Below are 24,323 nucleotides of genomic sequence, written 5' to 3' on the forward strand. Positions count from 1 at the left end.
ACATTCTATTTAGATAACAATATTTTAATTAGGTAGCTAATCTATTTGCCTATAATTTAACTTTAATTTTTGAGTTGATAAATGCCAAATTTTATCAAAATATTAAAAACTTGACAGTATATCATCTAGCGATGTAAAATTTGGGTAAAGGATTAAAAAAATGAAAGATGCATCTAATTTTTGGATTGTTATAAGTATTGTGAGTTTTGTAATTGAGTTAATGACTCCAAGCTTTTTCTTTTTATCTATAGCTTTTGGAGGCGTTTTTGCTTGGTTGATTTCCTTCGTTGTTGAATCAATGCTTATTCAAGTGTTAGTATTCTTAGTTTTTTTCTTTATATTCTTTTATTTCATAAAACCTATATTATATAAAAATAAAAAAGACAAATTTAATAGTGAACTATTAGTTGGGCAAGTACATTATGCTAATGAGGATATATCTGATAATAAAGGGAGTGTTCTAATTAATGGGTCAATATGGCAGGCTCGATGTGAGAATGGTATAATTGAAAAAGGAACTAAAGTAAAAGTTTTGAAACTAGATGGTAACAAATTAGTTGTTACAAAGGAAATGAAATGAGTTATATTATTGTAATTATTGTAATCATAATTGTTTTTAGCTTTTTCTTAGGAATTAGAATTGTGCCAGAATCCAAAGCTATGATTGTTGAGAGACTTGGTAAATATCATAAAACATTATCAAGTGGGATTAATATAATTGTTCCATTCTTAGATAAAATAAGATCAGTGCCAGAATTAAAAGCACAATCTACTAAAGCTTCTAATCAAGTTCCTAAAATGGTTATTTCTAATACAAAATATATTGATTTAAGGGAACAAGTTTTAGATTATCCTAAGCAAAATGTAATTACTAAAGATAATGTTACTGTTGAGATTGATGCGGTAATATATTTTCAAGTTGTAGATCCTAAACGTTCAATTTATGAAATAGTAAATTACCCTATTGCAATTGAAAAATTAACACAAACTACACTAAGAAATGTTATTGGTGAATTAGAATTAGATGAAACTTTAACAAGCAGGGATACAATTAATAATAAATTACAATTAATTTTGGATGAAGCTACAGATAAATGGGGTATCAAAGTAAATAGAGTAGAATTGCAAGATATAATTCCACCTGAAGATATTAAAAAACAGATGGAAAAACAGATGAGTGCTGAGAGAGAAAAACGTGCTTCAATTTTATATGCAGAAGGTCAAAAGCAGGCTGCGATTTTACAAGCAGAAGGTGTTAAGGAAGCTTTAATTAATAGGGCTACTGGAGACAAGGAAGCTGCAATTCTCAGGGCTGAAGGTGAAGCAAAGGCTATTGAGGCTGTTAAAGCTGCTTTAGGTTCACAAGATAATTATATGCAATATTTAATAGCAATGAGATATCTTGATACATTTAAGGAAATGACTACAGGTAAGGATGCAAAGATAGTTTATTTACCATATGAGGCTAGTGGGGTTCTAAGCTCGTTAGGTGGAATAAAAGAGTTGTTTGCTAATAAAGATATTTCTACTATCATAAAATAGAGATAGGAAAAAATAAGGGATGCAATCGCATCCCTCATTTTTTAAAAGTCGTTGTATTGAAAATAGTCGAAAATTGCTTTTTTTTCTCTTTTGTTACAATCAATAACAAAAATTCCACAGAAAGTACTAGTAAACTCTCCATATTGACTATATTCATCTGAATATTTTGTAGTATCAAAATCTATTTCAATTTTTGTCCAATCTTGAATATGACTATCTTTGAAATAAAAATTAAGTTTTTTATATTCTATTCTACATTTTAATTCTATTTTTGATTTGAAATTTAGAACATTTTTAAATATTTCTTTTCTTTGGCCATTTTCTAATTTTATGATTTCAAAAATTTCTTCATTATTTTCAATTGTTATAAAATTGTTTGACTGAAGATAAGGGTGCAATTAATATTTCTGCAGTATATGATTTTGTATAACCCCAGTTAGCTGGGGGATACGTAACAATAGCCATTGTGTGAGGATATGCAAACCCGATATTTGGAAAGAGGGTATCTACTATTTGAGTTTTATCAACTAAGGGATCCGATTCTAATAGAATTTGTTGAAGCTGATTATAAGTTCCATCAATACAGGTTGCATTCCTTGCTAAGTAAAATTTTTTAGAATCGTTGAATAATAAATAAATCTCACCAGCAAAGTTATTTGCAATTAAATAACTTTGAAATAATTTATCTAAATTTGTGTGGCTATTGTAATTATCACTTAAAGTATTTGCACTATTAAAAATGAGAGCTTCGTTTATGATTTTTTTATTATGTACAATAGCAGAGGCCATGATAGAATTAGTTTTAATTTCATTTTCTATATTTAGAGCTGTTTGGTTTAAAGTATTTGTTTGTATTTGTGTGTTTTGGATTATCATTTCGTTTCGAATTTCAGTAGATAAAATTATAAAAATAATTATAGTTGGTAATAATACAAGAAGAGAAAATGAGATGATGGTGGATATAAAAAGTTTCGGTTTTTTCTTATTTTTGAACATATATATATTCTTATGCTAGAAAGGGGAAAAAGCAACTCAAAAAAATAATAGTTTTTTTTAGGTAGGTAATTTCATAACCCTTATAAAATTATATAAATTAGTTAAATTAATATTTAATTTAAATTGCAATAAATTATTTCTTAATATATTATTTCATATATAAGGGTAAAAGTTGTTGACGTTTTTACACTATTTCGTTATTCTTCTCAAAGCGTCAACAAAAAATCATCTAACTTAAGAGGTATAAAATGGCAACACCTAAATATAAAACTTCAAAATCTAAAGCTGCATCTAGAAAGGCTGCGAATATGAAGCTTAAAGCACCTACATTGACTGTATGTCCTACATGTAGTGCTAAGATACTTCCTCATCGCGTTTGCCCTAAATGTGGTTTCTATCGCGGTGAAATGATCGTAGATACAAGCGATAAGTAAGAGACATAGGAGCTATAATCATGGATAACAAGACTTTTGATCAAGTTAAGCAATTAATTGCAGAAAAAATGGAAGTAGAACCATCTAAAGTAACTTTAGATGCTTCTTTTAGAAAAGATCTAGGAGCTGACAGTCTAGACACTTACGAATTAATATATGCTATTGAAGAAGAAATGGGGATTACCATTCCTGATGAAAAAGCAAATGAATTCGAAACTGTTAAAGATGCTGTTGAGTATCTAGATTCTCAGCTAGACTAAGGACTGTTTTTCGATGACAGAAGCTAAAGTCGGAGTGGCTCCCTCAATCTCTTCAAAGAGAAGAAGGGAGCTTTTTAATTTTATGGATAAATTGGGAGTGAAGATAGAAGATTTGAATCTTCTCAATCTTGCGTTCACTCATCGTTCATTTGCTCACGAATGCCCTGTTGTAACAGATAATAACGAAAGATTAGAATTTCTTGGAGATTCAATATTAGGCTTATCTGTTAGTAATTGGCTATTTGTGAACTTGCCAGCTAAACATGAAGGCGATTTTTCTAGAATTAAAAGCGCTGTTGTTAGTGAAGATTCTTTATTCCAAGTGGCTAAAAAACTTGGTGTTGGAGATGTTGTACTTGTTGGAAAAGGTGAAGGTCACTCAGGCGGAAGAAAGAAAAAGGCAATACTTTCAGACTGTATGGAAGCAATTTTTGGTTGTGTATATATAGACCAAGGCTTTGAATGTGCTAAAAACTTAATTGAGAGATTAATGGTCCCACAAATTTATGCATACTTAGATCATAAAATTGTTAGAGATTATAAAACAGCAATTCAAGAATATTGTCAAAAATCTTGGAAAAAAGTGCCTATATATACACTAGAGAGAACAGAAGGTCCAGATCACAGTAGAACTTTCTTTGTAAGTGTTAATTTAAATGGAAAAATTTTTGGTCCTGCAGCTGGTAAAAATAAAAAAACTGCCCAACAGGCTGCTGCTAAAATAGCCTTTGAGCAATTAATAGAAAAGAAAAATTAATTTATACTCTTGTAATAATTCATTGCAAGAGTTAATAGTTTTTCTCTTTCATTCATATGTGGGTCATCTAAAACTGTATTTAATAGATAATTTAGAATTTTTGAAAATTGTGGACCTCTTTCTATTCCAAGATTAATTAAATCTCTTCCGTTAATTGAGAGATCTTTTATGCTTAGCGCTTCCTTATTTTTTATTATTTTTTCAATTCTATCTTCTAATTCTTGTACGCTTTGCCAATTTGCCTTACTAAATGTTGCCTCTTGGTCACACATTCTTAATTTAAATAAGTCAATTACATTTTCATATCCGACTCGGTTAATAAATCTTTTAACAGCCCCATCTGTCCAATCGCTTGTGTAATTGAACATGTGATTTTTAACTAAATTACAAACATTATTAATTGTTTGATTAGAAGCCTTTAGTCTTGTTAAGATTTTATTAGTTAAGTCGTAACTTATATTTTCATGGTTATAAAAAGAAAAAGAAGTGTCAGTATATAATGATTTTCTATTTACATCTAACTTTTGAGTAGAAACTTTTCCAATATCATGAAATAGGGCAGCTAAGCGAACGTTGAGAGGGTAATCATACTTTGCTGCGGCTTGTACTGATAAAAGGGTATGTTTAAACACATCATTTTTATGAAAGCCACCTTGTTCTATGCCTTTTAAGGCCGAAATTTCAGGAAGGATGATATCTAAAACGGAACAATCATCTAACAGTTGTAGTCCCTTCAATGGAGCTTTTCCTTTTAAAAGTTTAAATAATTCATCTTTGATTCTTTCATAGCTTACATTTTTAATTTTGTTGCATTTCTCTTTCATTGCAATTAGAGTATTTTCTTCAACTTCAAAATCTAGTTTTGAAGCGAATCGACAAGCTCTCATTATACGAAGTCCATCTTCATCAAATCTCTCTTGAGCTAATCCAATTGCTTTAATTGTTCTTTTCTTTAAATCGCGTATTCCGTTATGATTATCAATAATAAGGCCTGTAGATGCATCAGCTGCTAAAGCGTTGATAGTAAAATCTCTTCTTTTTAAATCTTCGTCTAAGCTTCTAATAAATTCAACTTTGTCTGGTCTTCTTCCATCTAAATAGTCTGCTTCACTTCTAAAAGTTGTAACTTCAAAGCTATAACCTTTAAATAATACAGTAACAGTTCCATGCTTTATTCCTGTAGGAATAGTTGATCTAAATATAGCTATAACATTTTCAGGTGTAGCATCAGTTGCAAAGTCATAATCCTCATTTTTTATATTTAATAAATAATCTCGAACAGCTCCGCCTACTATATATAAAGAGAATCCATTTTTTTTAAAAACAGAAGCAAATTGCTTTATTGTGTCGTTGATAGGTAAATGTTTCATTACTTAAAACTAACCTTCCTTTTATAGTGAGTCAAGACACTCAAATATGTTTTATTATTGGTTGTCATTATTTTAATTTTGTCTTAGAATAGCATAAAATAAGTTTTCATTTCTAGGAGTTGAAATGTTTAATCCAATAGATACAAAAATAGACTTTCCAAAAGTCGAAGAACAAATTCTGTCATTTTGGGAAAAGGAAGATGTATTTAACAAATCCATCGAACAAAGGCCTGAAGATAATCAGTATGTTTTCTATGATGGCCCTCCTTTTGCAACCGGGTTACCTCACTTTGGACATTTAGTTCCAGGGACTATTAAAGATGTAATACCAAGATACCATTCTATGAAAGGCCAAAGAGTTTTAAGAACTTTTGGTTGGGACTGCCATGGTTTGCCAGTTGAATATGAAATGGAGAAAAATTTAGGTATTAGTGGTCCTACAGCAATAAAAGAATATGGGGTAGCTAACTTTAATGATGACTGTCGTTCTATTGTATTACGCTTTACTAGCCAATGGAAAAAAACTATTACTAGAATGGGCCGCTGGGTTGATTTTGATAATGGTTATAGAACCATGGATAAAGATTATATGGAATCGATTTGGTGGGTATTTAAATCTTTATATGAAAAAGGATTAATATATGAAGGTTATAATATTTTACCTTATAGCCCAAAATTAGCTTGTCCCTTATCTAACTTTGAAGTAAATCAAGGTGGTTATAGAGATGTAACAGACCAAGCTATTACCGTTAGATTCTTGCTTGATGGAACTAGTGATACATATTTCTTAGCTTGGACAACAACTCCATGGACACTTCCTTCAAACCTAGCTTTAGCATTAGGTCCAGATATTGATTATGTAAAAGTTAAAGACGGTAAAGAGTATTATATTTTAGGAAAAGATAGACTCTCACATTATTACAAAAATGAAGAAGATTATGAAATTGTTGAAGAGTATAAAGGAACAGATTTAGCTGGTCTAAGATATACTCCACTATTCCCTTATTTTGCTTCTCTAAAAGAACAAGGTGCCTTTGTTACTGTTTTAGGTGATTATGTTACAACTGAAGATGGTTGTGGTATAGTTCATACAGCTAGTGGCTTTGGTGAAGATGACTATCAAGTACTAAAAGGTACAGGTATTCCTGTTGTTTGTCCTATCGATGACGAATGTAAATTTACAAGTGAAGTTCCAGATTTTGAGGGACGTTTTGTAAAAGATACGGACAAAGATGTCATCAAATGGTTAAAAGATAGAGGTTATTTAGTAAAGAGGGAAAATTACTTACACTCATATCCTTTCTGCTATAGAACAGATGCTCCATTAATTTATCGAGCAATGAGTTGTTGGTTTGTTGATGTTCAAAAAATTAAGAACATAATGCTTGAAAGTAATGAACAAATTACTTGGGTCCCAGCTCACTTAAAACATGGTCGTTTCGGTAAATGGCTAGAAGGTGCTAGAGATTGGGCTATTTCAAGAAATAGATTCTGGGGAAATCCAATACCAATTTGGAAATGTGATAACTCTGATTATATCGAAGTAATTGGTTCTGTAGCTGAATTAGAAGAAAAAAGTGGTGTAAAAGTAGAAGACTTACACAAACAATATGTTGATGACTTAACCTGGCCAAGTCCTGATGGAAAAGGTACTATGAGACGTATTCCTGACGTATTAGATTGTTGGTTTGAGTCAGGCTCAATGCCATATGCTCAACATCACTATCCTTTTGAGAATAAAGAATATGTTGATCAAAACTTCCCAGCAGATTTTATTTGTGAGGGATTAGATCAGACTAGAGGTTGGTTCTACACTCTAACAATTATTGCTTCAGCTCTCTTTGGAACACCAGCTTTCAAAAACTGTGTTACAAACGGAATTGTTCTTACTAAAGAAGGTAAGAAAATGAGTAAGAGAGATAAGAATTATACCGATCCAATGGAAGTTATTGAAAAATATGGTGCTGATGCTCTTCGTTTTGCATTAATGAATAGCTCTGTTGTAAAAGCAGATGATTTGAAGTTTAGCGAAGATGGAGTAAAAGAAGTTATTAAAACTTTCTTATTACCTCTTTATAATGCTTATTCTTTCTTTGTAACATATGCAAATATAGATAACTATGAACCATCATCAACACCTTTTGATAAATTAGAAAACCCATTAGATAAATGGATTATCTCTACCACTCAAGGTTTGATTAAAGATGTTACTGCTGCATTAGATGCCTACGATATTCAAAAAGCATGTAGTACAATTGTAAGTTTCATTGATAATCTAAATAACTGGTATATAAGACGAAGCAGAAGAAGATTCTGGCGTAGCGAAAATGACAGTGATAAGAAAATGGCTTATGACACTCTTTATAATGTACTTTTAACTGTTGTTAAAATTGCAGCTCCATTAGTTCCTTTCTTAACTGAGTCTATTTATATAAATTTAAGAGATGAAGATATGCCAATTTCTGTTCATCTTTGTGATTATCCAGTTTATGATGAAAGTCAAAGAAATTTAGAATTAGAGAAACAAATGAGCTTGACTATGAAGGCTATTATCATGGGAAGAAGCTTAAGAAGCGCTCATAACTTAAAAACTAGACAACCTTTATCTAAGGTTTATCTAGTTGATCGAAGTGAGGAAGATAGAGCTATTTTAAGTGAAATGACAGATATCATTTCAGAAGAGCTAAATGTTAAGTCTGTAGCAATTCAGGGTGATGAATCTTCATTAGTTGATTATAGTGCTAAAGCAAACTTTAAAGTATTAGGTAAAAAGTTAGGACCTAAAATGAAAGAAGTTGCTTCATTAATAATGAATTTATCTTCTAGTGAAATTGCTGAGATTTTAGATGGCAACACTAAAGAATTAGAGTATTCTGGTGGTATTGTTGTTTTAAGTGAAACTGATATTATTGTTCAAAGAACAGAAAAAGCTCATTTGAAAGTAGTGAATGAAGATGAATTAACTTTAGGCTTCGATACTGAGTTAACTCAAGAGTTAATAAATGAAGGTATCGCAAGAGATATCGTTAGAGCTATTCAAACACAAAGAAAAAATATCAATTTAGATGTTAGTGATCATATTGTTATTAATTATGATGGTAGTGAGGATATTGATAAGGTATTTGAAGAATATAAAGACTATATCCTTAGCGAAACACTTTGTGATGAGTTAAATAAAGTAACATTGTCAACAGAATCATTAGAAGTTGGTAATAATACTATTAAGATAGAAATATCTAAAATATAAAAAGATTGAGGAATTTTATGCGTAAGTTTTATAACTTGTTAGTGTCGTTTTTTGTATTAATATTTTTAATGAGTTGTACTACAACAAAGTTCCTCTCTCCAGAAGATCAAGTTGTACCCCTTCAAAGTTTAGCTGATGAAGGGGATACAATTTTATTAATTGACGCAACTAAAGAAAAAGACCTTGTAAAATCACTCTTAGGCGATGACCTTGGGGATAGAGCAAAAGAAATAACTTTAGAAATCATTCCTAAAGACGATAGCTATCCATTAGAAGATTTCGATTACAATGCTGTTATTGAAGGTAATTTCCCTTATTTTCAAACAAATTTTGCCCTAACCCATTTTAGTGATTTTAATAAGGTTTTAGAAGATTCAAAAGCATATTATGAGAATGATGACACTCAAATTGGAGTAATTCATAAAAATATGGTGGGAGTATCAAATACTTCTTATTTAGATTTAGTAGATACAGTTGATAGCAAAAAAGTTAATGTTGATCAACTTACTACAATGAAAATGTATGGGGCAAATTTCGCACTATATAGTCTTAAACCAAAAACTTTATTCGATTTTGGACTTGGGCTTACTTCATCTATGATTTCTCATTTTGATTCAATTCTATTTTTAATAAATGAAAATGAAGAGAATGAGATGTTATTAGATGCTCAATTTGAGGTAGATACTGATAAGAATGCAAGTACTTTAGAGAGAATGGTAAAAGCAGGTTATCTAGCAAATTTAAAAAAAGCTGGAGAGGCACTTGATTTTACTCTCTTAAATTTAATGTTTAATAAAGAAAATAATATTTTGAACATTGTTGAAATGCCTTTAAGTGATGAACAAGTTGATTCACTAAGAGAAAAATTAAGTTTAAATAGTATGGGATTATAAAAATGGCTAAATATGATTTTTATTGTAGAAAATGCAAAGCAAGTTTTACTATAGAACAATCAATGAAAGATGATTTACCAAAAGATTGTCCTAAGTGTAAAGCAAAAAATTCTTTAACACAAATATATAGTTCAACACCAATTGTGTTTAAAGGTACAGGCTTTTATTGTACTGATTCGAAGAAAACGAATAGTTAGGGAGAATATATGGACACTTACGAAGTAGCTGTCGAAAAAAGCAGAAAATTAGAAAAAGAAATACATGAAAACCCCAAAAAGTTTAGAGTATTAACTGGGGATAGACCTACTGGAAGACTTCATTTAGGTCATTATTTTGGAACTTTGCAAAACCGTGTTACCTTATCTAAGTTGGGAGTTCCAACATTTATTGTAATTGCAGATTACCAAGTATTAACAGACCATGATTCGTCTAAAGATATATCTGATAATATTAAACAAATTACAATGGATTATATTTCTTCTGGAATTGATCCCAGTGATAATGTTGTTATTTTCCCTCACAGTTATGTTCCGGAATTAAATCAATTGATGCTTCCTTTTTTAACTTTAGTAACAAACTCTGAGTTAAGTAGGAACCCAACCGTTAAAGAAGAAATTCAAGCTGCTGGGATAAAGAGTGTAAATGCTGGTATGTATACTTATCCAATCCATCAGGCTTGCGATATTTTATTCTGTAAAGGTAATGTAGTTCCGGTTGGGAAAGATCAATTACCTCATTTGGAAATGACTAGGACAATAGCAAGAAGATTTAATGATCGTTATGCTCATAAAAAACATATATTCCCAGAGCCTCAGGCTTTATTGAGTAAAACTCCATCTGTTGCAGGCTTAGATGGTTATCAAAAAATGAGTAAGAGTAGAAACAATGCAATTTTCTTATCTTCTACAGAAGATGAGACGGCAAAATTAGTAAAAAAAGCTAAAACTGATTCAGAGCGTTTTATTACTTATGATCCTGTAAACAGAGAAGAAGTTTCTAATTTGTTATCTTTAATTTCATTATGTACACAAGAAGATCCAGTTGATATAGCTGCGAGAATTGGAGATGGTGGGGCAGGATTATTGAAGAAAACTTTAACAGAAGCTTTAAATGAATATCTAAGACCTATTAGAAAAAAGAGAAGCGAATTAGAGAAAGATCCTGAATATATTAGAAGTGTACTTTTAAATGGTGTTGAGAGGGCAAGAGAATTAGCTCAGCAAACTCTAGAAGAAGTTAGAGAATCAATGAATATGGTAATCTAATCATTTTTGGAAGGAGTATATATTTCTTTCCAAGCTTCTTCATCGTGTAATAATAATAATGCAGAGTATTCTGCATTATTTTTTTCTATAGTGCACAATGCTTTTAAAGCTAAAACAGAAAGTTTATTCCTCTCGAGTAAGAAAAGGGCATTTTCTTTAATCAAAGTGTTTTGAGTTTCATCTTCATTTATGGATAATAAATAAGTTATAAAATCACCACGAATTGAATAAAGATAAGGTGATAATTCTAATAGAGAATTGTAAGTATTAATAATATCTAAACTATTATTTAATTTAGTTAAAATTTTAATTTTAAGTTGATAAGCTTTAATATTATAAGGGGAATTTTCAATCAATAAATTTGTGATTTCTAAAGCTTTTTCATTATCATTTAAATGATTGAGTACAGCAGCTTTATTATATAAAGTTTTAGTATTTAAAGGATCTCTTTCAAGGTTTTCATCATATAATTCTATTGCTTTTTCAAAGTCTTCATTATTTATATATTCTGAAGCTTCTAAGAGTGATTCTTCAATAAAAGTAGAATTATCGAGGTTTGAACAAGAGACTAAAGACATTGATAAGACAAAAATATAAAAAGATATATTTTTTTTTAGAATAAACTTTAGTCTCTTATTAATCATAACATTTATTTTCCTAAAACGGTTTGTTCTATTTCTCTAACTTGGTCTCTATAAAGATTTGTTATATTTGCACCGTAATCTGCGATTAATTGAATCATATTTCTAGGAGATTCCCCATCAGCTCCATTAAGTCTGTCGCCAGCATCTCCAAGACCAGGTAAAATATATGCATCTTCATTAAGGACAGGATCCATCCAAAGAGTGTGAACTTCTACATCAGGAATTGCTCTACAAATTCTAACTGCGCCTTTAAAAGCACTAATAACATTGATGAATTTGATTGATTTAGGTTTTACACCTTCTTGTTGTAGATACCTAACTATGGTTACAAGAGAGCCTCCTGTTGCGTTCATAGGATCAGCAAATATAAGGTCTTTCCCATTGAGTTGTTCTAGATCAAAGAAACTTTTATCTAAATCTAAAATATAATCCATATTACTTTCTTTTTTTGATTCATCACGTTTGATTTTAAATAAAGCAAAAGGGGTAATAAAATCATTAGAACTGTAATCTTGTATTTCTTTACTCATAATCATAGAGGGTAGTAAAGCTCCTCTTAACATAACGCACATTACTGAGTTTACAACAGTTGTGTCGATATTCGGAATTTTATGAGCTGCATAATTTCTAACTGGATTTGTAACAGGGGTTTGAGTTATTAAAGATCTCTTATTAGGTAAAGCTGCATCACAGTAAACGTGAGCGAACATCATTTCATAAGCTCTTTGAATATAATATAAAAATTCTTCATGGCTTGTTGAAGGTTGTCTAAGTTTTGCAATTAAGCGAGAAGCTTGTCCATGTTGTTCTTTTGGTGTTTCAAATGAATAAACATGTATATTAGGTTCTTTTGAGCAAAAATCTTTTAAGAAGGCTCCAATTTGAGAAGCAGATTTTACTAAATTTTCTTTTGAATTAGTAAGTTCTGATTCATCCGTTGATGTGTCTATAATTTCACAATTTTTTAAAGAAGTTTCGTACATTGTACGAACCTGTTCAATGGCCTTTTTATCATCTTCAAGAAGAAAACCATCTAAGTCAGTTGCGTGTAAAACGATTTTGTTCATAACTACTCCTGAAAATTAATATTAACCTATACATTTTTTTTTTACAACCTTGAAACAGTTTAAAAAAAGTCCTTTAGAATTGAATTGTTTTGTACTGATACAGAATAAAAGAGCTTTTTTTAGTGAATGCACTTAAATTAAAATATATTGAGAAAAATTGATTTTATTATTTAAATCATAATAAATAATTGGAGTTAATTTAAACAAAGGAAAAGTACATTTAGATTGAAACTATTTTGTATATTATTAAAACAATGCACATATCAAACAATTAATTAAAAATAATATTGCTACAAATTGATTTTTTTAATAAATTAGAGAGGTAATAGAAAGAAAAAATTATTTGAAGGAGAAAAGAGTATATCTCTTAAACGTATTATGAATTTAGTTTTTTTAGGCCCTCCAGGAGCAGGTAAAGGAACAATAGCTACTATGGCTAAAGATTTCTTTGACATTCCTCATATTTCTACAGGTGATTTATTTAGATATAATATCAAAAATGAAACTGAGTTAGGAAAACAAGTTAAAGCTATATTAGCAAGCGGTGAATTAGTTCCAGATAGTGTAACCATTAAAATGGTTGAAGATCGTTTTACCCAAGACGATACAAAAAAAGGTTTTATACTTGATGGTTTCCCAAGAACAATAGCTCAAGCTGATGCTTTAGCTGAAATCAAAGCATTAGATGCTGTTATTAACTTTGTTTTAGATAGGGAATCTATTATTAAAAGATTGTCTGGAAGAAGAATGTGTAAGAGTACAGGCAAAATTTACCACATTTTATATAATCCTCCTAAGGTTGAAGGCATTGATGATGAAACTGGCGAACCTTTAATTCAAAGAGATGATGATAAAGAAGAAGCCATTTTAAATCGTTTAGATGTATATCAAGCTCAAACTGAACCTTTAATTGATTATTATAGAGAAAAGGGTTTATTAATAGATATTGATGCTAGTACAGAGCCAAAATTAGTATTTGAACAAGTAAAAAAAGCCTTGGTAAAATAAAATTAATTAATAAAACTAAATAGGTTTTTGGTTTTTAATAGAAGATAGGGCCCTCTTTAGTCATTTACTTTGGAGGGTTGTATCGTATTCTTTAAATGATGTTTCTTTTTCATTTCATACATTTGTTTATCTACAGTGTTCATAAACTCTTTTCCAGTTTGATTGTTTTCTCTTTCGCCAATAGCCCAACTTACGCTAGCCCAATAATTGTCTTTTACAAAAATCTTACTCAAATTATTTAAAACTATTTTTGCAATTTTAAGAGATTCTGTTTTTTCATATCCAAAGAAAATAACTTGGAACTCATCGCCACCTGTTCTACCAGGAAAGATGTTTTCTTTTTTAAGTTTAATTAATTCATTAGAAATAGTTTTTATTAATTGGTCTCCGGAAAAATGGCCAAAAGTATCATTTAAATATTTCATATTATCTATATCCATACAAATTAAGGATACAGGTAGAACATTTGCTCTAGAGATTTCCATTAGTTTGTTAAACATAAAACCATGTGAATATAGGCCACTAAAAGCTTCAATTGAAGCCATATCATTCATTTGTGATATGAGATTAGATAATTTAATATTTTCGTTTAAAGTTTTTATATAGCTATCACCTATGTTTTGAAAAAGTTCCATAATAAGTATTTTATTTTCAATTTCAATTGGGAAAACTTTAGCTAAAAATAAAGTACCATCAATTTGTTCCAGTTTTCTTTTTGTAGTACTAGAAACCAAAGCATCGCTTGAAACGCAATATTTGCATTCTTGACCTGTGTTCCATATGTCATAGCAATTGTAATTTTTAATTTTAACTAAAGAATCACCTTCAAAAGAAAATACCTCTTTAGTTATGGGATTAACAATCCTATAATAATCAAAATCAAGAAAGTTGTCTAAATTAATATCTTTAAAATTTATTATGCCATTGTAATCTTTTTCAGTTTCAATTTTTACTAAATGTTCCATGAAAATAGACTATCATTTATATTAGATAGAAACAATAATAAAATTTTAAAATTATAATAATTTAGATATATAAAATATTATATCAAATTAATATAACTATAAGTTATTATAATATTATTATATATTAATAATTATTTCTTTTATAATAATTATTATATAACTTTAGTAAACTTTCTACTTTATCTAAATTGTCAGAGCTTTTAAGTTGCCATGTCCAATTAAATGGTCCACAAGTAGATGGGGTGTTCATCCTAGCTGTGTCATCTTTTTGCAGTAAATCTTGCATTTGGACAATAACAATAGAGGCTTTGCTTGCATAGAGTTCTTTAATAAATGACCAAACAAAATTATCTTTATTTGTTGATAATAGTTTTAACATGAAATCTTGTTGTTGGTTATTAAGAGAATTAAACCAACCTAGAATTGTTTGGTTATCATGAGTCCCAGGATAAGCTATAAAATTTTCTTCATAGTTAGTGGGTAAATCCATATTTAAATAGTCTAGTTCTCCACTATCATTCCAGGAAAAACCAAAGATTCCAATTTTCATGCCAGGTAAGTTATTATCGTTTCTTAATTTATTAACTTCATCAGTCATATAACCTAAATCTTCTGCTATAATTGGAATTTCGCCTAATTCTTTTTTTATAGCATCAAAAAAAATCTGACCTGGACCTTTGACCCATTTACCATGTCTAGCGGTTTTATGATTGCTTGGAACCTCCCAATAAGATTCTAACCCTCTAAAATGATCAATTCTAACAACATCGTAAAGCTTCAGTTGTCTTTTAATTCTTGTAATCCACCATTTAAAATTAGTTTTTCTGTGAACCTCCCAATCGTAAACAGGAGTTCCCCAAAGTTGTCCATCAGAGGTAAAGCCATCAGGCGGACATCCAGAGATTTTATTATATCGGCCTTGGATTTCTGTTTTAAATAAATGTAAATTAGACCAAGTATCAACGCTATCCCCTGCGACGAATATAGGTATATCACCAATTATTTTAATTTTATTATCATTAGCATATTGTTTGAGATTAAACCATTGCTTAAAGAAAAGAAATTGTAATACTTTGTACCTATTAATTTCTGTTTCAAATTTTATTTTTGCATTATTTATAGCTGCCGGTTTTCTTTGTCCAAGTTCCTTATCCCAAACGCTATACCAACGAGCATCATAATAATAGTCTACTAGAGCCATGAAAAGGGAATAATCATCTATGTAGAAATTATTTTCATTAATAAAATTATTAAAAGCTTTTTCTTCTCTATTTAATTTTAAAAAGTTATCAGCTGCTTTAAAAAGAAGAGATTTTTTAATATTTTCAACTATACTAAAATCTACATAACCTTCCTTAATATTATTTAAAATACGTGTATCCTCATAATTTAAATATCCGTCCTCAATTAAAAAATCTAAACTTATTAAGTATTCATTTCCAGCAAAAGTACTTCTAGAAGAATAGGGGGAATTACCATATCCAGTTGGTCCGATAGGTAAAATTTGCCAATATCCAACTTTACTTCTTTTTAAAAAATCTATGAAAGAATAAGCTTGAGCGCCTAAATCTCCAATCCCATATTTACTAGGTAGTGAAGTAATATGTAAAAGTATCCCATTATTTCTTTTATAAACACTCATTATTTTTGCTCCCTGTTAAGATTTTTTAGAGATTTTCTTTTGATTAATCTATGAGGTAATATTATATTCTCATTCTCGATTTCAGCCCCTTCAATTACTTTAAATAAAGTTTTTGCAGCTAATTCACCTTTTTCAACTGATGGCTGCTCTATAGTAGTTAGATTTGGATATATTAATGAGGACATTGATATGTTATCAAAGCCTACTACGGAATAATCATCTGGTATATTATATGAATTTTGTGTTAAATAAGAAATACAACCAATTGCTATTGTATCACTCATGCAAACAATGCAAGTTACATCTTTATTACCTTTTATAAGTTGTTCAGCAACATGTATTCCACTTTGATAAACACATTCTTCAGCAAATAGTATAATATTTTTATCATCAATAGACATTTGATACTCTTTTAAAGCATCATTAAACCCTGAGAGTCTAGTCTCTTTTATCCTTTTGTATTTATTTGATTTATAAAATTCACTTTCTTGTAAGCTAACAATAGCGATTTTTTTATGACCATTTTTTAAGACTTCTTTCATTAAATCATAAGCTGCTTTCCTATCATCTATGTTTATTGATGGCATATTTTCACTAGGGTACCCATCTATAGTAACAAATGGGATAAACATCCTATTTAAAGAATGAACAATTTCCATTTCTACATTAATCCCCATAGCTATTAAACCATCTACAGAAACTTTATATACTGCTTCATTAAGATTTGAGTTGAATGGTGGGATTAAAGTTAAAGTATAATCTCTATTATTACAAATGTTACCAATTCCTTGAATAACATTAGTGATATATGGATTATTAAAAGTTGCTTCAAAATGTTGAGGTAAAAGGAAGCCAATAGTTTGTTTTTTCATTAAGCTAAAATTTCTTCCAGCAGGATTTGGTATATAATCAAGCTCTTTTGCTTTTTCCATTATAAGATTATAAGTTTCTCGTCCAATTCTCTTTGGATTATTAAAGGCAAAAGAAATTGTTGTTTTTGAAACATTACAAGCTTTAGCAAGATCTATTATCGTTGCTCTCTTTTTTTTCATATTTTTCCTTTTTAGATGCTACTAAATATTATTAAACTTATGATGGTGCTACTTAAATTAAAACTAGATTTTTAGTTTAATCCTCTAAATATAAAAATACTAAACCGGTTTTGTTAACCGGTCAATTAAAAGCTTCTACTTAATATGTTTTATTGTTTATTTGTTTATAAGAGTTAATAGTACTAAACGATTATTAAGTATAAAACCGGTTTACAACGTAAGAAAAATTAAATATGTAAAAATAATCTAATTAGATTGATATTTTTTTATAAACCTAGTGTAATTATTACATTAATAAAATAAGGAATCACATATGAATAAAATAGAGAATTATTTTGATTTTGGAATTAACAAGACTTTCATATCTCCATTATATCCCAAAAAAGGGGAAACTATTAAGTTAACTTTTTTATCTAGAAGGGATATAAGTTATATAAGATTGAATTATAAGGAAAACGGTAATTGGAATTCAATATATCTAAAAGAAAGTACAGTAATTGATGATATTTTTTCATTTTTTAATGGAGACTTTAAAATAATAGATCATACTCTACTTTATTTTACTATTGAGTTAGATTCTTCATTTTATTATTATAGTAAATTAGGCTTTACCGTAGCCCAGCCTTGTGATTTTGATTGCTTTAAAGTAAAAGTTGATATAGAAAGTCCTAATTGGGTAAGTAATTCAACATGTTATCAGATTTTTCCTGATAGATTTAAAAATGGAAATAAGGAAATTGGGGTAATCGAAGGTGAATATGAATTTGATGGAGGATACACAAAGGTTAGAGATTTTAATCAAAAACCCTTGAACTTTGATGAAGGTAGATGTCTTGATTTTTTTAATGGTGATTTAAAAGGTGTTGAAGATTCTCTATTATATTTAAAAAGCTTTGGAATTAATTAATTGTATTTATTTAAATCCTATAGGAATCTCTAAAACTACACATCGTTATGATTGTTGTGATTTTTTTCATGTTGATCCTAAATTAGGTGGAGATGATGCATTAATATCTTTAATTCAAACTGCCCATAAACTTTCAATTAAAATTATCGTCGATATTTCAATTAATCATACAGGAATAGAACATCCTTGGTTTAAAAAAGCTTTGAAAGATAAACAATGTAAAGAGGCAAAATATTATTACATAGATAAAAATAATGAAATAGCTTTTTGGCAAGATGTAAAAACCTTACCACAGCTAAATTATAATAATCAAGAATTAAGAGATTTAATTTATAGAAGCAAAAATTCAGTAATTAAAAAATTTTTAGCCGAACCTTTTTTTCAAGATGGGTGGCGATTTGATGTTGCAGATGAGGTTGGAAGAAGAGGAGAAGACCAATTAAATGAGGAAATTTGGAAAGAGATTAGAAAAAGCATAAAAGAAGAAAATCCATCTGCATATATTCTAGGAGAAAGTTGGATAGATAGTTCTTCACATTTACAAGGTGATCAATGGGATGCAACCATGAACTATATAGGTTGCTCTCGTCCAATTAGGAGATGGATGGGAGAACAAGACAGGTTTACATGCAATGATTGGGGGCATTCTCCTAAAAAAGTAAATTCGTACTCTGCTAAAGATCTAGCTATCGCGTTAAAATCTCAGCTTAATTCAATGCTTGATCAAATGGTACAATTCCAAATGAATTTAATTGATTCTCACGATACACCGAGACTACATAATAATAAAGAAATCTTTGAATTTGATATTTATGTTGGAGCCATTTTATTAATGTATACTCTTCCTGGTATGCCACGTGTTTACTATGGGGATGAGGTAGGTTTATTTGGTGAAATGGGCTCTGTTGAAATGAGTAGGTATCCTATGCAATGGGATAGGGATAAATGGGATAAAGACTTCGTTAGATTATATAAAAAGGTTGGACAACTTCGCTCTGAATATAGTGATGTATTATTTTTAGGGGCCTACAAAATCCTCAATATAAATGAAAAAGTTTTTTCTCTAGTTAGATATAATGAGGATAAAGTTATTTTTACCTTATTAAATAAAGAAAATGATAGTGTTGAAGTGAATTTAAATCTTCCTTATCTATTATTAGAGAGTTTTGATAAATCAATATTTGAAACAAAAGTTGAAGGGTTTACTGCTCATATAAAACCAAAAGAAAGTACAATAATAATCTTTAATAGGAAAAGATAGCTAATATAAATTGGTTAAATTGCATGTTAATACTTATTTTTAGTTTTTACTCAGATATTAAACAAAATTTTTAATAATAAGTAGATTGTTAAGTTGCAATTATTTTATTTTTGGGGCATTATGAGTTGTCAAAAAGTAGGAGTTATATTATGGCATTCTTTTTTGACGAACCTTCGAGAACTTTCTCAGAGTATCTATTAGTTCCTGGTTATTCTAGTGAAGATTGTATAGTTAGCAATGTTAAATTGAATACACCTTTAGTTAAGTTTAAAAAAGGTGAAAAAAGTGAAATTGAACTTAAAATCCCTTTAGTTAGTGCTATTATGCAAAGTGTAAGTGGGGAAAATATGGCAATTGCCTTAGCACGTGAAGGTGGCTGTTCTTTTATCTATGGTTCTCAACCTATAGAAAAACAAGCACAGATGGTAAAAAAAGTAAAAGCTTTTAAAGCTGGTTTTGTTCCATCCGATTCAAACCTTAGTCCTGAAAATACTTTAAAAGATATAATTGAACTGAAGAAAAAAAGTGGACATTCAACTGTAGCAATTACAGAAGATGGTAGTCAAAATGGAAAACTTCTTGGAGTTGTAACTTCAAGAGATTATAGAGTTTCAAGAATGTCTTTAGATACAAAAATTAAAGAGTTTATGACACCATTTGAAAAGCTTATATATGCTAAAGAGGGTGTAACCTTATCACAAGCAAATGATATTTTATGGGATAATAAATTAAATGCTCTTCCTATAATTGATGATGATCAAAGACTAAATTACTTCGTATTTAGAAAAGATTATGATACACATAAAGACAATCCAAATGAATTATTAGATGCTAATAAAAGTTATTTAGTTGGAGCTGGAATTAATACTCGTGATTTTGAGACAAGAGTTCCTGCACTACTTGAAGCAGGTTGTGATGTTTTATGTATTGATAGCTCTGAAGGTTTTTCACAGTGGCAAAAAAACACTCTCTCTTATGTTAGAAAAAATTATGGAGATAGTGTCAAAATTGGAGCTGGTAATGTTGTAGATAGAGATGGGTTTAGATTTTTAGCTGATGCTGGAGCTGATTTTATTAAAGTTGGAATTGGTGGTGGCTCTATTTGTATCACAAGAGAAACTAAGGGTATTGGTAGAGGTCAAGCTACAGCAATGATTGAAGTTGCTAAAGCTCGAGATGAATACTTTGAAGAGACTGGTGTATATATTCCAATTTGTTCCGATGGTGGAATTGTACATGATTATCATATGACCTTAGCTCTAGCTATGGGAGCAGATTTTTTAATGTTAGGAAGATATTTTGCACGATTTGATGAAAGCCCAACCCAAAAGATTAATGTAAATGGTTCATATATGAAAGAGTATTGGGGTGAGGGAAGTGCAAGAGCTAGGAACTGGCAACGTTATGATTTAGGTGGTGATAAAAAGCTGTCTTTTGTTGAAGGTGTAGACTCTTATGTTCCATACGCAGGTAGTTTACATAATGGGGTTCTTCAATCCTTAAACAAAGTAAAGAGTACAATGTGCAACTGTGGAGCTTTAACGTTAGATGAGTTAAAAGCTAAGGCAAAGTTAACACTAGTTTCATCAACATCAATAGTTGAAGGTGGAGCTCATGATGTAGTTCTTAAAGAGGGAAGGAGTCAAAAATAATCTTTATATGCTAAGATATCTTAATAGATATCTTAGCAATAAGTAGTTAAAGTGAACAATTAAGTTTTTCACTTAATGTTTTTAAAAATAAGCCAACATCACTTACAATTCCTATAGCTTGACCAGTGCCTCTATCTGAGAGTTTAGTAACAACAGCTGGGTTAATATCAACACAAATAGTTTTAGTTGATGAAGGTGTCATATTTCCAGTACCAATGCTATGTAACATAGTAGATAGCATTAATATCATATCGGCATTTTTTATTATCGAAGCATATTGGGCTTGAGCTTCAATCATATCATTTACAGTTTCAGGAAGGGGACCATCATCTCTGATTGAACCAGCAAGGCAATAAGGGATTTTGTTTTTTATAATTTCATACATCAAGCCTTCTTTTAGAATCCCATTTTTAATTGCGTTTTCAATAGAACCTTGACCATAAATTATATTTATAGCCTTCATGTGATGGTTGTGACCATGCTCAGTAACCTTTCCATTATGAATATCTACTCCTAAGGATGTTGAGAAAAAACGTGATTCTAAATCATGTACAGCTATAGCATTTCCTCCTAAAAATCCATCTATATACCCATTTCTAATTAAAGAAGCTAAATAATCAGCTCCACCAGTGTGAATTACAACAGGACCTGCGACAACAACTATTTTGCCATTGTTTTGTTTTATTTTTTTTATTTCATTTGCGATTCTACTAACAGCAATTTCTCCACGTCTTTCAGAAGAAACATCATTTGACATAAAAGCAAAACCACCAGTTTTAGACTCAATTTGGGGAGGGTAAACTCTAACACTTTCTCCCTCAATAAGAATAAGATCGCCTTTTTTAATATCTCTTAATTTTAAACATCTTAAAGTAGTATTATCTTCTTTTTTGATTGCGGCATCCATTCTTTGGTCTTTAACTTCTATCCATTTATTGTTTACAAAGACTTCAGTTCTATGATTAGTTGTCGAGTAGAAGTTTTGCGGAGCATGTTTGTCTTGATCTGCAACTTCGAATTTTGCGTTTTCATTATTTAGTGTAAAAACTCCAAGTGGTGATATTTTTTTTAAAATATTATCTAGTTGGATTTCCGTTTCAGCTGAAATAGAGAATTTAACAATAGATTGCTCATCTTTTTGTTTTCCAATTTTAATATCTTCAACAGAGTAATCTAGTCCTTCATCTAAAATTGTATTGACTATTTTAGAGAATAAGCCAGAATCAATTAAATGGCCTTTAGCTTGGTAAATGTTTTTTTTCATAAAGATATTGTACAATGAAAAATTAATTTTACAATAAAAAAAAATAATAAAAAAAGATCCTCAAAAAAATTGAGAATCTTAAAAGTGAGCGGAGAGGGATTTGAACCCCCGACCAGTTGCGTGTAAGGCAACCGCTCTCCCACTGAGCTATCCGCCCGAGCACGTTATGGACAATATCACTTTACTATTTTTATGTCAACTAGTTTCAAAAAAAACTTTTAATCATTTTAATTTACACATTAAATCATGTATCTTTACATAAAAAAAGATCCTCAGAAAGATTGAGAATCTTAAAAGTGAGCGGAGAGGGATTTGAACCCCCGACCAGTTGCGTGTAAGGCAACCGCTCTCCCACTGAGCTATCCGCCCGAGCACGTTATGGAATATAGCAAATTTAACTTATTTTAGTCAACACAAATTTTAATTTTTTTTTAATTTTTCAATTCTAGTATTTATTGATTAAATTTCTTTAAGATACTAGTGAATATAATTTTAATTTTATATACTTAGATAAGGATACAAGAAGTTATGAATATGGGTAAGGGGTGTTAAATGAAAAAAAGATTTGTGGTAAGTTTTATAATTTTAGTAGTTTTATTTTTTTCAATAGGGTGTAAAGAAAGTGAAGTGGAGACTGATGTAATTAGAGTTAACATCGCATCAGAGCCTGATTCTTTAGATCCCTGGTTAAGTGCTGCGGTAGATACCAAGGCTATTTTTAACAATGTGTTTGAAGGCCTAATGAAGTTTGATAGCACTGGTAATTTATATCCAGCAGTTGCAAAACAAGTTGATATTAATGATAAAATGGATGAATATACATTTACTTTAAGAGAAAATGTGTATTTTCATAATGATAAACATTTAACAAGTGATGATGTTTTATATACATATGAAAATTTACAGCACATGAGTGGAGATGTAGCAAACTCATCAAAATATAGTGGGATAAAAAGTGTTGAAGCTTTAGATGAATATACTGTGAAAATAAGTTTAGAAGCCCCATCTAGTGCTTTTCTCTCGAGTGCTACAATTGCAATTTTGCCAAGAGACTATGATCAACAAGCAACGCATCCAATAGGTTGTGGACCATATAAATTTGTTGAATATAAACCATCACAGAAAATAGTATTAGAAAAGTTTGATAAATATTATAATGAAGAGAGATTCCCAACCATTGATAGGGCAGAAGTATATATTATATCAGACGAAGCTTCAGTTGTTAGTGCTTTAAAATCAAATCAATTAGATTTAGCAATAGTATCAAGTGAAAATGCAAAATTATTAGAAGATCAATTCAAAATTGAATCTGATCCTATGAATATGGTTATTTTATGGGCATTAAATAATGAGGTTGCTCCTTTTGATAATGAAAAGGTAAGACTTGCTTTCAATTTATTAGTTAATAGAGATGATATAGTAGATGGAGTTTTTGGAGGGTATGCTACAAAATTATATACTAACTTTAGTCCTATTATGGGCCACTACTATAATGAAGAATTAGATAATTATTATGAAAGAGATTTAGAGAGAGCAAAACAACTTCTAGAAGAAGCTGGATATGGTGATGGATTAGAAATTGATATAACAGTCCCATCGAATTATTACCAACACGTAAACTCTGCTCAGATTATTGCAAGTGAAGCTGAGAAAATTAATGTTAAAGTAAATATAATAAATGTAGAGTGGGGAACTTGGTTAGAAAAAGTTTATACAAACAGAGATTATCAAAGTACAATAATAGGATTAGCTGGGAAAATAGATCCTAATGATATTTTATCTAGATATGAGACGACATATAAAAGGAATTTTATAAACTATTCAAATCCTGAATATGATAGGATAATAGAGGACGCTGCCAAAACAATAGATGATGATAAGAGAGTAGAATTATATCGTGAGGCTCAAAGAATATTAAGTGAAACAAATGCATCAGTTTGGCTTTGTGATCCAAATAACACAGCAGCGATGAGAAAAGATTTGGTAGGATATGAGTATTATCCTGCAGGATTGATAGATTTTGCGGCAATGAGATATGAAAAATAAAAGAGTTTTCCTAGTAGCTATTGATTATAATATTGTTGTATAATAAAAAGA

At 29.9% G+C, this 24,323-nt stretch carries 23 protein-coding genes and 2 tRNA genes; 14 read left to right on the top strand and 11 right to left on the bottom strand.

Going from position 1 to position 24,323, the window contains the following annotated elements; translation table 11 throughout:
* Positions 1-160: 160 nt before the first annotated feature.
* Together ACZ5SO_RS03230 and ACZ5SO_RS03235 are read left to right on the top strand one after the other, a co-directional pair.
* A complete protein-coding gene (locus ACZ5SO_RS03230; RefSeq protein WP_464626743.1) occupies positions 161-580 on the top strand; it encodes an NfeD family protein in 420 nt (139 codons plus the stop codon).
* Positions 577-1,542 carry an SPFH domain-containing protein gene (locus ACZ5SO_RS03235; RefSeq protein WP_464626744.1) on the top strand — a complete coding sequence of 322 codons (966 nt, stop codon included), beginning with the start codon at positions 577-579 and terminating at the stop codon, positions 1,540-1,542. Before ACZ5SO_RS03230 ends, ACZ5SO_RS03235 begins: the two co-directional genes overlap by 4 nt.
* Positions 1,543-1,583: 41 nt before the next feature.
* On the opposite strand, the gene ACZ5SO_RS03240 is transcribed toward ACZ5SO_RS03235, so the two are convergent.
* Positions 1,584-1,940: a beta-xylosidase family glycoside hydrolase gene (locus ACZ5SO_RS03240; protein ID WP_464626745.1), complete on the bottom strand. Its 357-nt coding sequence runs from the start codon at positions 1,938-1,940 to the stop codon at positions 1,584-1,586.
* Positions 1,900-2,538 carry a hypothetical protein gene (locus tag ACZ5SO_RS03245; protein ID WP_464626746.1) on the bottom strand — a complete coding sequence of 213 codons (639 nt, stop codon included), beginning with the start codon at positions 2,536-2,538 and terminating at the stop codon, positions 1,900-1,902. Before ACZ5SO_RS03245 ends, ACZ5SO_RS03240 begins: the two co-directional genes overlap by 41 nt.
* Positions 2,539-2,786: 248 nt before the next feature.
* Between ACZ5SO_RS03245 and rpmF the strand changes: the two genes are divergently transcribed.
* From rpmF to rnc, 3 genes are read left to right on the top strand one after another with little or no spacing between them, the layout of a single operon-like run.
* On the top strand, positions 2,787-2,972 hold the full coding sequence (gene rpmF, locus ACZ5SO_RS03250; protein WP_464626747.1) for a 50S ribosomal protein L32: 186 nt from the start codon (positions 2,787-2,789) through the stop codon (positions 2,970-2,972).
* 20 nt (positions 2,973-2,992) lie between these two features.
* Entirely contained in the window at positions 2,993-3,232 is a 240-nt protein-coding gene (gene acpP / locus ACZ5SO_RS03255) for an acyl carrier protein (RefSeq protein ID WP_464626748.1), read from the top strand.
* Positions 3,233-3,245: 13 nt separating this feature from the next.
* Positions 3,246-3,989: a ribonuclease III gene (gene rnc / locus ACZ5SO_RS03260; RefSeq protein WP_464626750.1), complete on the top strand. Its 744-nt coding sequence runs from the start codon at positions 3,246-3,248 to the stop codon at positions 3,987-3,989.
* Here rnc and ACZ5SO_RS03265 read toward each other — a convergent pair.
* Complete coding sequence (locus ACZ5SO_RS03265; protein WP_464626752.1) at positions 3,986-5,359, bottom strand: CCA tRNA nucleotidyltransferase; 1,374 nt, start codon at positions 5,357-5,359, stop codon at positions 3,986-3,988. The two genes, rnc and ACZ5SO_RS03265, sit on opposite strands and share 4 nt — an antisense overlap.
* 124 nt (positions 5,360-5,483) lie before the next feature.
* Here ACZ5SO_RS03265 and ileS point away from each other — a divergent pair, with 124 nt between their 5' ends.
* From ileS to trpS, 4 genes are read left to right on the top strand one after another with little or no spacing between them, the layout of a single operon-like run.
* The gene (gene ileS, locus ACZ5SO_RS03270; protein WP_464626754.1) at positions 5,484-8,606 is read left to right on the top strand and encodes an isoleucine--tRNA ligase; all 3,123 of its coding nucleotides are present in this window, start codon (positions 5,484-5,486) and stop codon (positions 8,604-8,606) included.
* Between the two features lie 41 nt (positions 8,607-8,647).
* The gene (locus ACZ5SO_RS03275) at positions 8,648-9,499 is read left to right on the top strand and encodes a hypothetical protein (RefSeq protein WP_464626755.1); all 852 of its coding nucleotides are present in this window, start codon (positions 8,648-8,650) and stop codon (positions 9,497-9,499) included.
* A gap of 2 nt (positions 9,500-9,501) precedes the next feature.
* Positions 9,502-9,696: an FmdB family zinc ribbon protein gene (locus tag ACZ5SO_RS03280; protein WP_464626756.1), complete on the top strand. Its 195-nt coding sequence runs from the start codon at positions 9,502-9,504 to the stop codon at positions 9,694-9,696.
* Positions 9,697-9,705: 9 nt separating this feature from the next.
* Complete coding sequence (gene trpS, locus ACZ5SO_RS03285) at positions 9,706-10,764, top strand: tryptophan--tRNA ligase (protein WP_464626757.1); 1,059 nt, start codon at positions 9,706-9,708, stop codon at positions 10,762-10,764.
* On the opposite strand, the gene ACZ5SO_RS03290 is transcribed toward trpS, so the two are convergent.
* Both ACZ5SO_RS03290 and ACZ5SO_RS03295 read right to left on the bottom strand, forming a co-directional pair.
* Entirely contained in the window at positions 10,761-11,408 is a 648-nt protein-coding gene (locus ACZ5SO_RS03290) for a hypothetical protein (protein ID WP_464626758.1), read from the bottom strand. The two genes, trpS and ACZ5SO_RS03290, sit on opposite strands and share 4 nt — an antisense overlap.
* Before the next feature lie 5 nt (positions 11,409-11,413).
* On the bottom strand, positions 11,414-12,475 hold the full coding sequence (locus tag ACZ5SO_RS03295; RefSeq protein ID WP_464626759.1) for a uracil phosphoribosyltransferase: 1,062 nt from the start codon (positions 12,473-12,475) through the stop codon (positions 11,414-11,416).
* A 378-nt stretch (positions 12,476-12,853) separates the two neighbouring features.
* On the opposite strand from ACZ5SO_RS03295, the gene ACZ5SO_RS03300 reads away from it, so the two are divergent.
* Positions 12,854-13,483, top strand: coding sequence for an adenylate kinase (locus ACZ5SO_RS03300; protein ID WP_464626760.1), 630 nt, complete (start codon positions 12,854-12,856; stop codon positions 13,481-13,483).
* A 56-nt stretch (positions 13,484-13,539) separates the two neighbouring features.
* On the opposite strand, the gene ACZ5SO_RS03305 is transcribed toward ACZ5SO_RS03300, so the two are convergent.
* The 3 genes from ACZ5SO_RS03305 to ACZ5SO_RS03315 all read right to left on the bottom strand — a co-directional run bounded on the left by ACZ5SO_RS03305 (position 13,540) and on the right by ACZ5SO_RS03315 (position 17,142).
* The gene (locus tag ACZ5SO_RS03305) at positions 13,540-14,448 is read right to left on the bottom strand and encodes a GGDEF domain-containing protein (protein ID WP_464626761.1); all 909 of its coding nucleotides are present in this window, start codon (positions 14,446-14,448) and stop codon (positions 13,540-13,542) included.
* A 124-nt stretch (positions 14,449-14,572) separates the two neighbouring features.
* Entirely contained in the window at positions 14,573-16,090 is a 1,518-nt protein-coding gene (gene malQ / locus ACZ5SO_RS03310; protein ID WP_464626762.1) for a 4-alpha-glucanotransferase, read from the bottom strand.
* Entirely contained in the window at positions 16,090-17,142 is a 1,053-nt protein-coding gene (locus ACZ5SO_RS03315) for a LacI family DNA-binding transcriptional regulator (RefSeq protein ID WP_464626763.1), read from the bottom strand. The genes malQ and ACZ5SO_RS03315 overlap by 1 nt, the downstream gene beginning before the upstream one ends.
* Before the next feature lie 313 nt (positions 17,143-17,455).
* On the opposite strand from ACZ5SO_RS03315, the gene ACZ5SO_RS03320 reads away from it, so the two are divergent.
* The 3 genes from ACZ5SO_RS03320 (at position 17,456) to ACZ5SO_RS03330 (ending at position 20,962) form a co-directional block, all read left to right on the top strand.
* Positions 17,456-18,049 carry a hypothetical protein gene (locus tag ACZ5SO_RS03320; protein WP_464626765.1) on the top strand — a complete coding sequence of 198 codons (594 nt, stop codon included), beginning with the start codon at positions 17,456-17,458 and terminating at the stop codon, positions 18,047-18,049.
* Positions 18,036-19,310: an alpha-amylase family glycosyl hydrolase gene (locus ACZ5SO_RS03325; protein WP_464626766.1), complete on the top strand. Its 1,275-nt coding sequence runs from the start codon at positions 18,036-18,038 to the stop codon at positions 19,308-19,310. The genes ACZ5SO_RS03320 and ACZ5SO_RS03325 overlap by 14 nt, the downstream gene beginning before the upstream one ends.
* Positions 19,311-19,459: 149 nt before the next feature.
* The gene (locus ACZ5SO_RS03330) at positions 19,460-20,962 is read left to right on the top strand and encodes an IMP dehydrogenase (protein WP_464626767.1); all 1,503 of its coding nucleotides are present in this window, start codon (positions 19,460-19,462) and stop codon (positions 20,960-20,962) included.
* 46 nt (positions 20,963-21,008) lie between these two features.
* Here the strand turns inward: ACZ5SO_RS03330 and ACZ5SO_RS03335 are convergent, their stop codons facing one another.
* The 3 genes from ACZ5SO_RS03335 to ACZ5SO_RS03345 all read right to left on the bottom strand — a co-directional run bounded on the left by ACZ5SO_RS03335 (position 21,009) and on the right by ACZ5SO_RS03345 (position 22,595).
* Positions 21,009-22,226: an ornithine cyclodeaminase, nickel-pincer nucleotide-dependent gene (locus ACZ5SO_RS03335; RefSeq protein ID WP_464626768.1), complete on the bottom strand. Its 1,218-nt coding sequence runs from the start codon at positions 22,224-22,226 to the stop codon at positions 21,009-21,011.
* A gap of 85 nt (positions 22,227-22,311) precedes the next feature.
* Positions 22,312-22,383, bottom strand: a tRNA-Val gene (locus ACZ5SO_RS03340).
* 140 nt (positions 22,384-22,523) lie between these two features.
* Positions 22,524-22,595, bottom strand: a tRNA-Val gene (locus ACZ5SO_RS03345).
* Between the two features lie 183 nt (positions 22,596-22,778).
* On the opposite strand from ACZ5SO_RS03345, the gene ACZ5SO_RS03350 reads away from it, so the two are divergent.
* Complete coding sequence (locus ACZ5SO_RS03350) at positions 22,779-24,272, top strand: ABC transporter substrate-binding protein (RefSeq protein WP_464626770.1); 1,494 nt, start codon at positions 22,779-22,781, stop codon at positions 24,270-24,272.
* Positions 24,273-24,323: the final 51 nt, after the last annotated feature.

It is taken from the genome of Pleomorphochaeta naphthae (assembly GCF_055396005.1).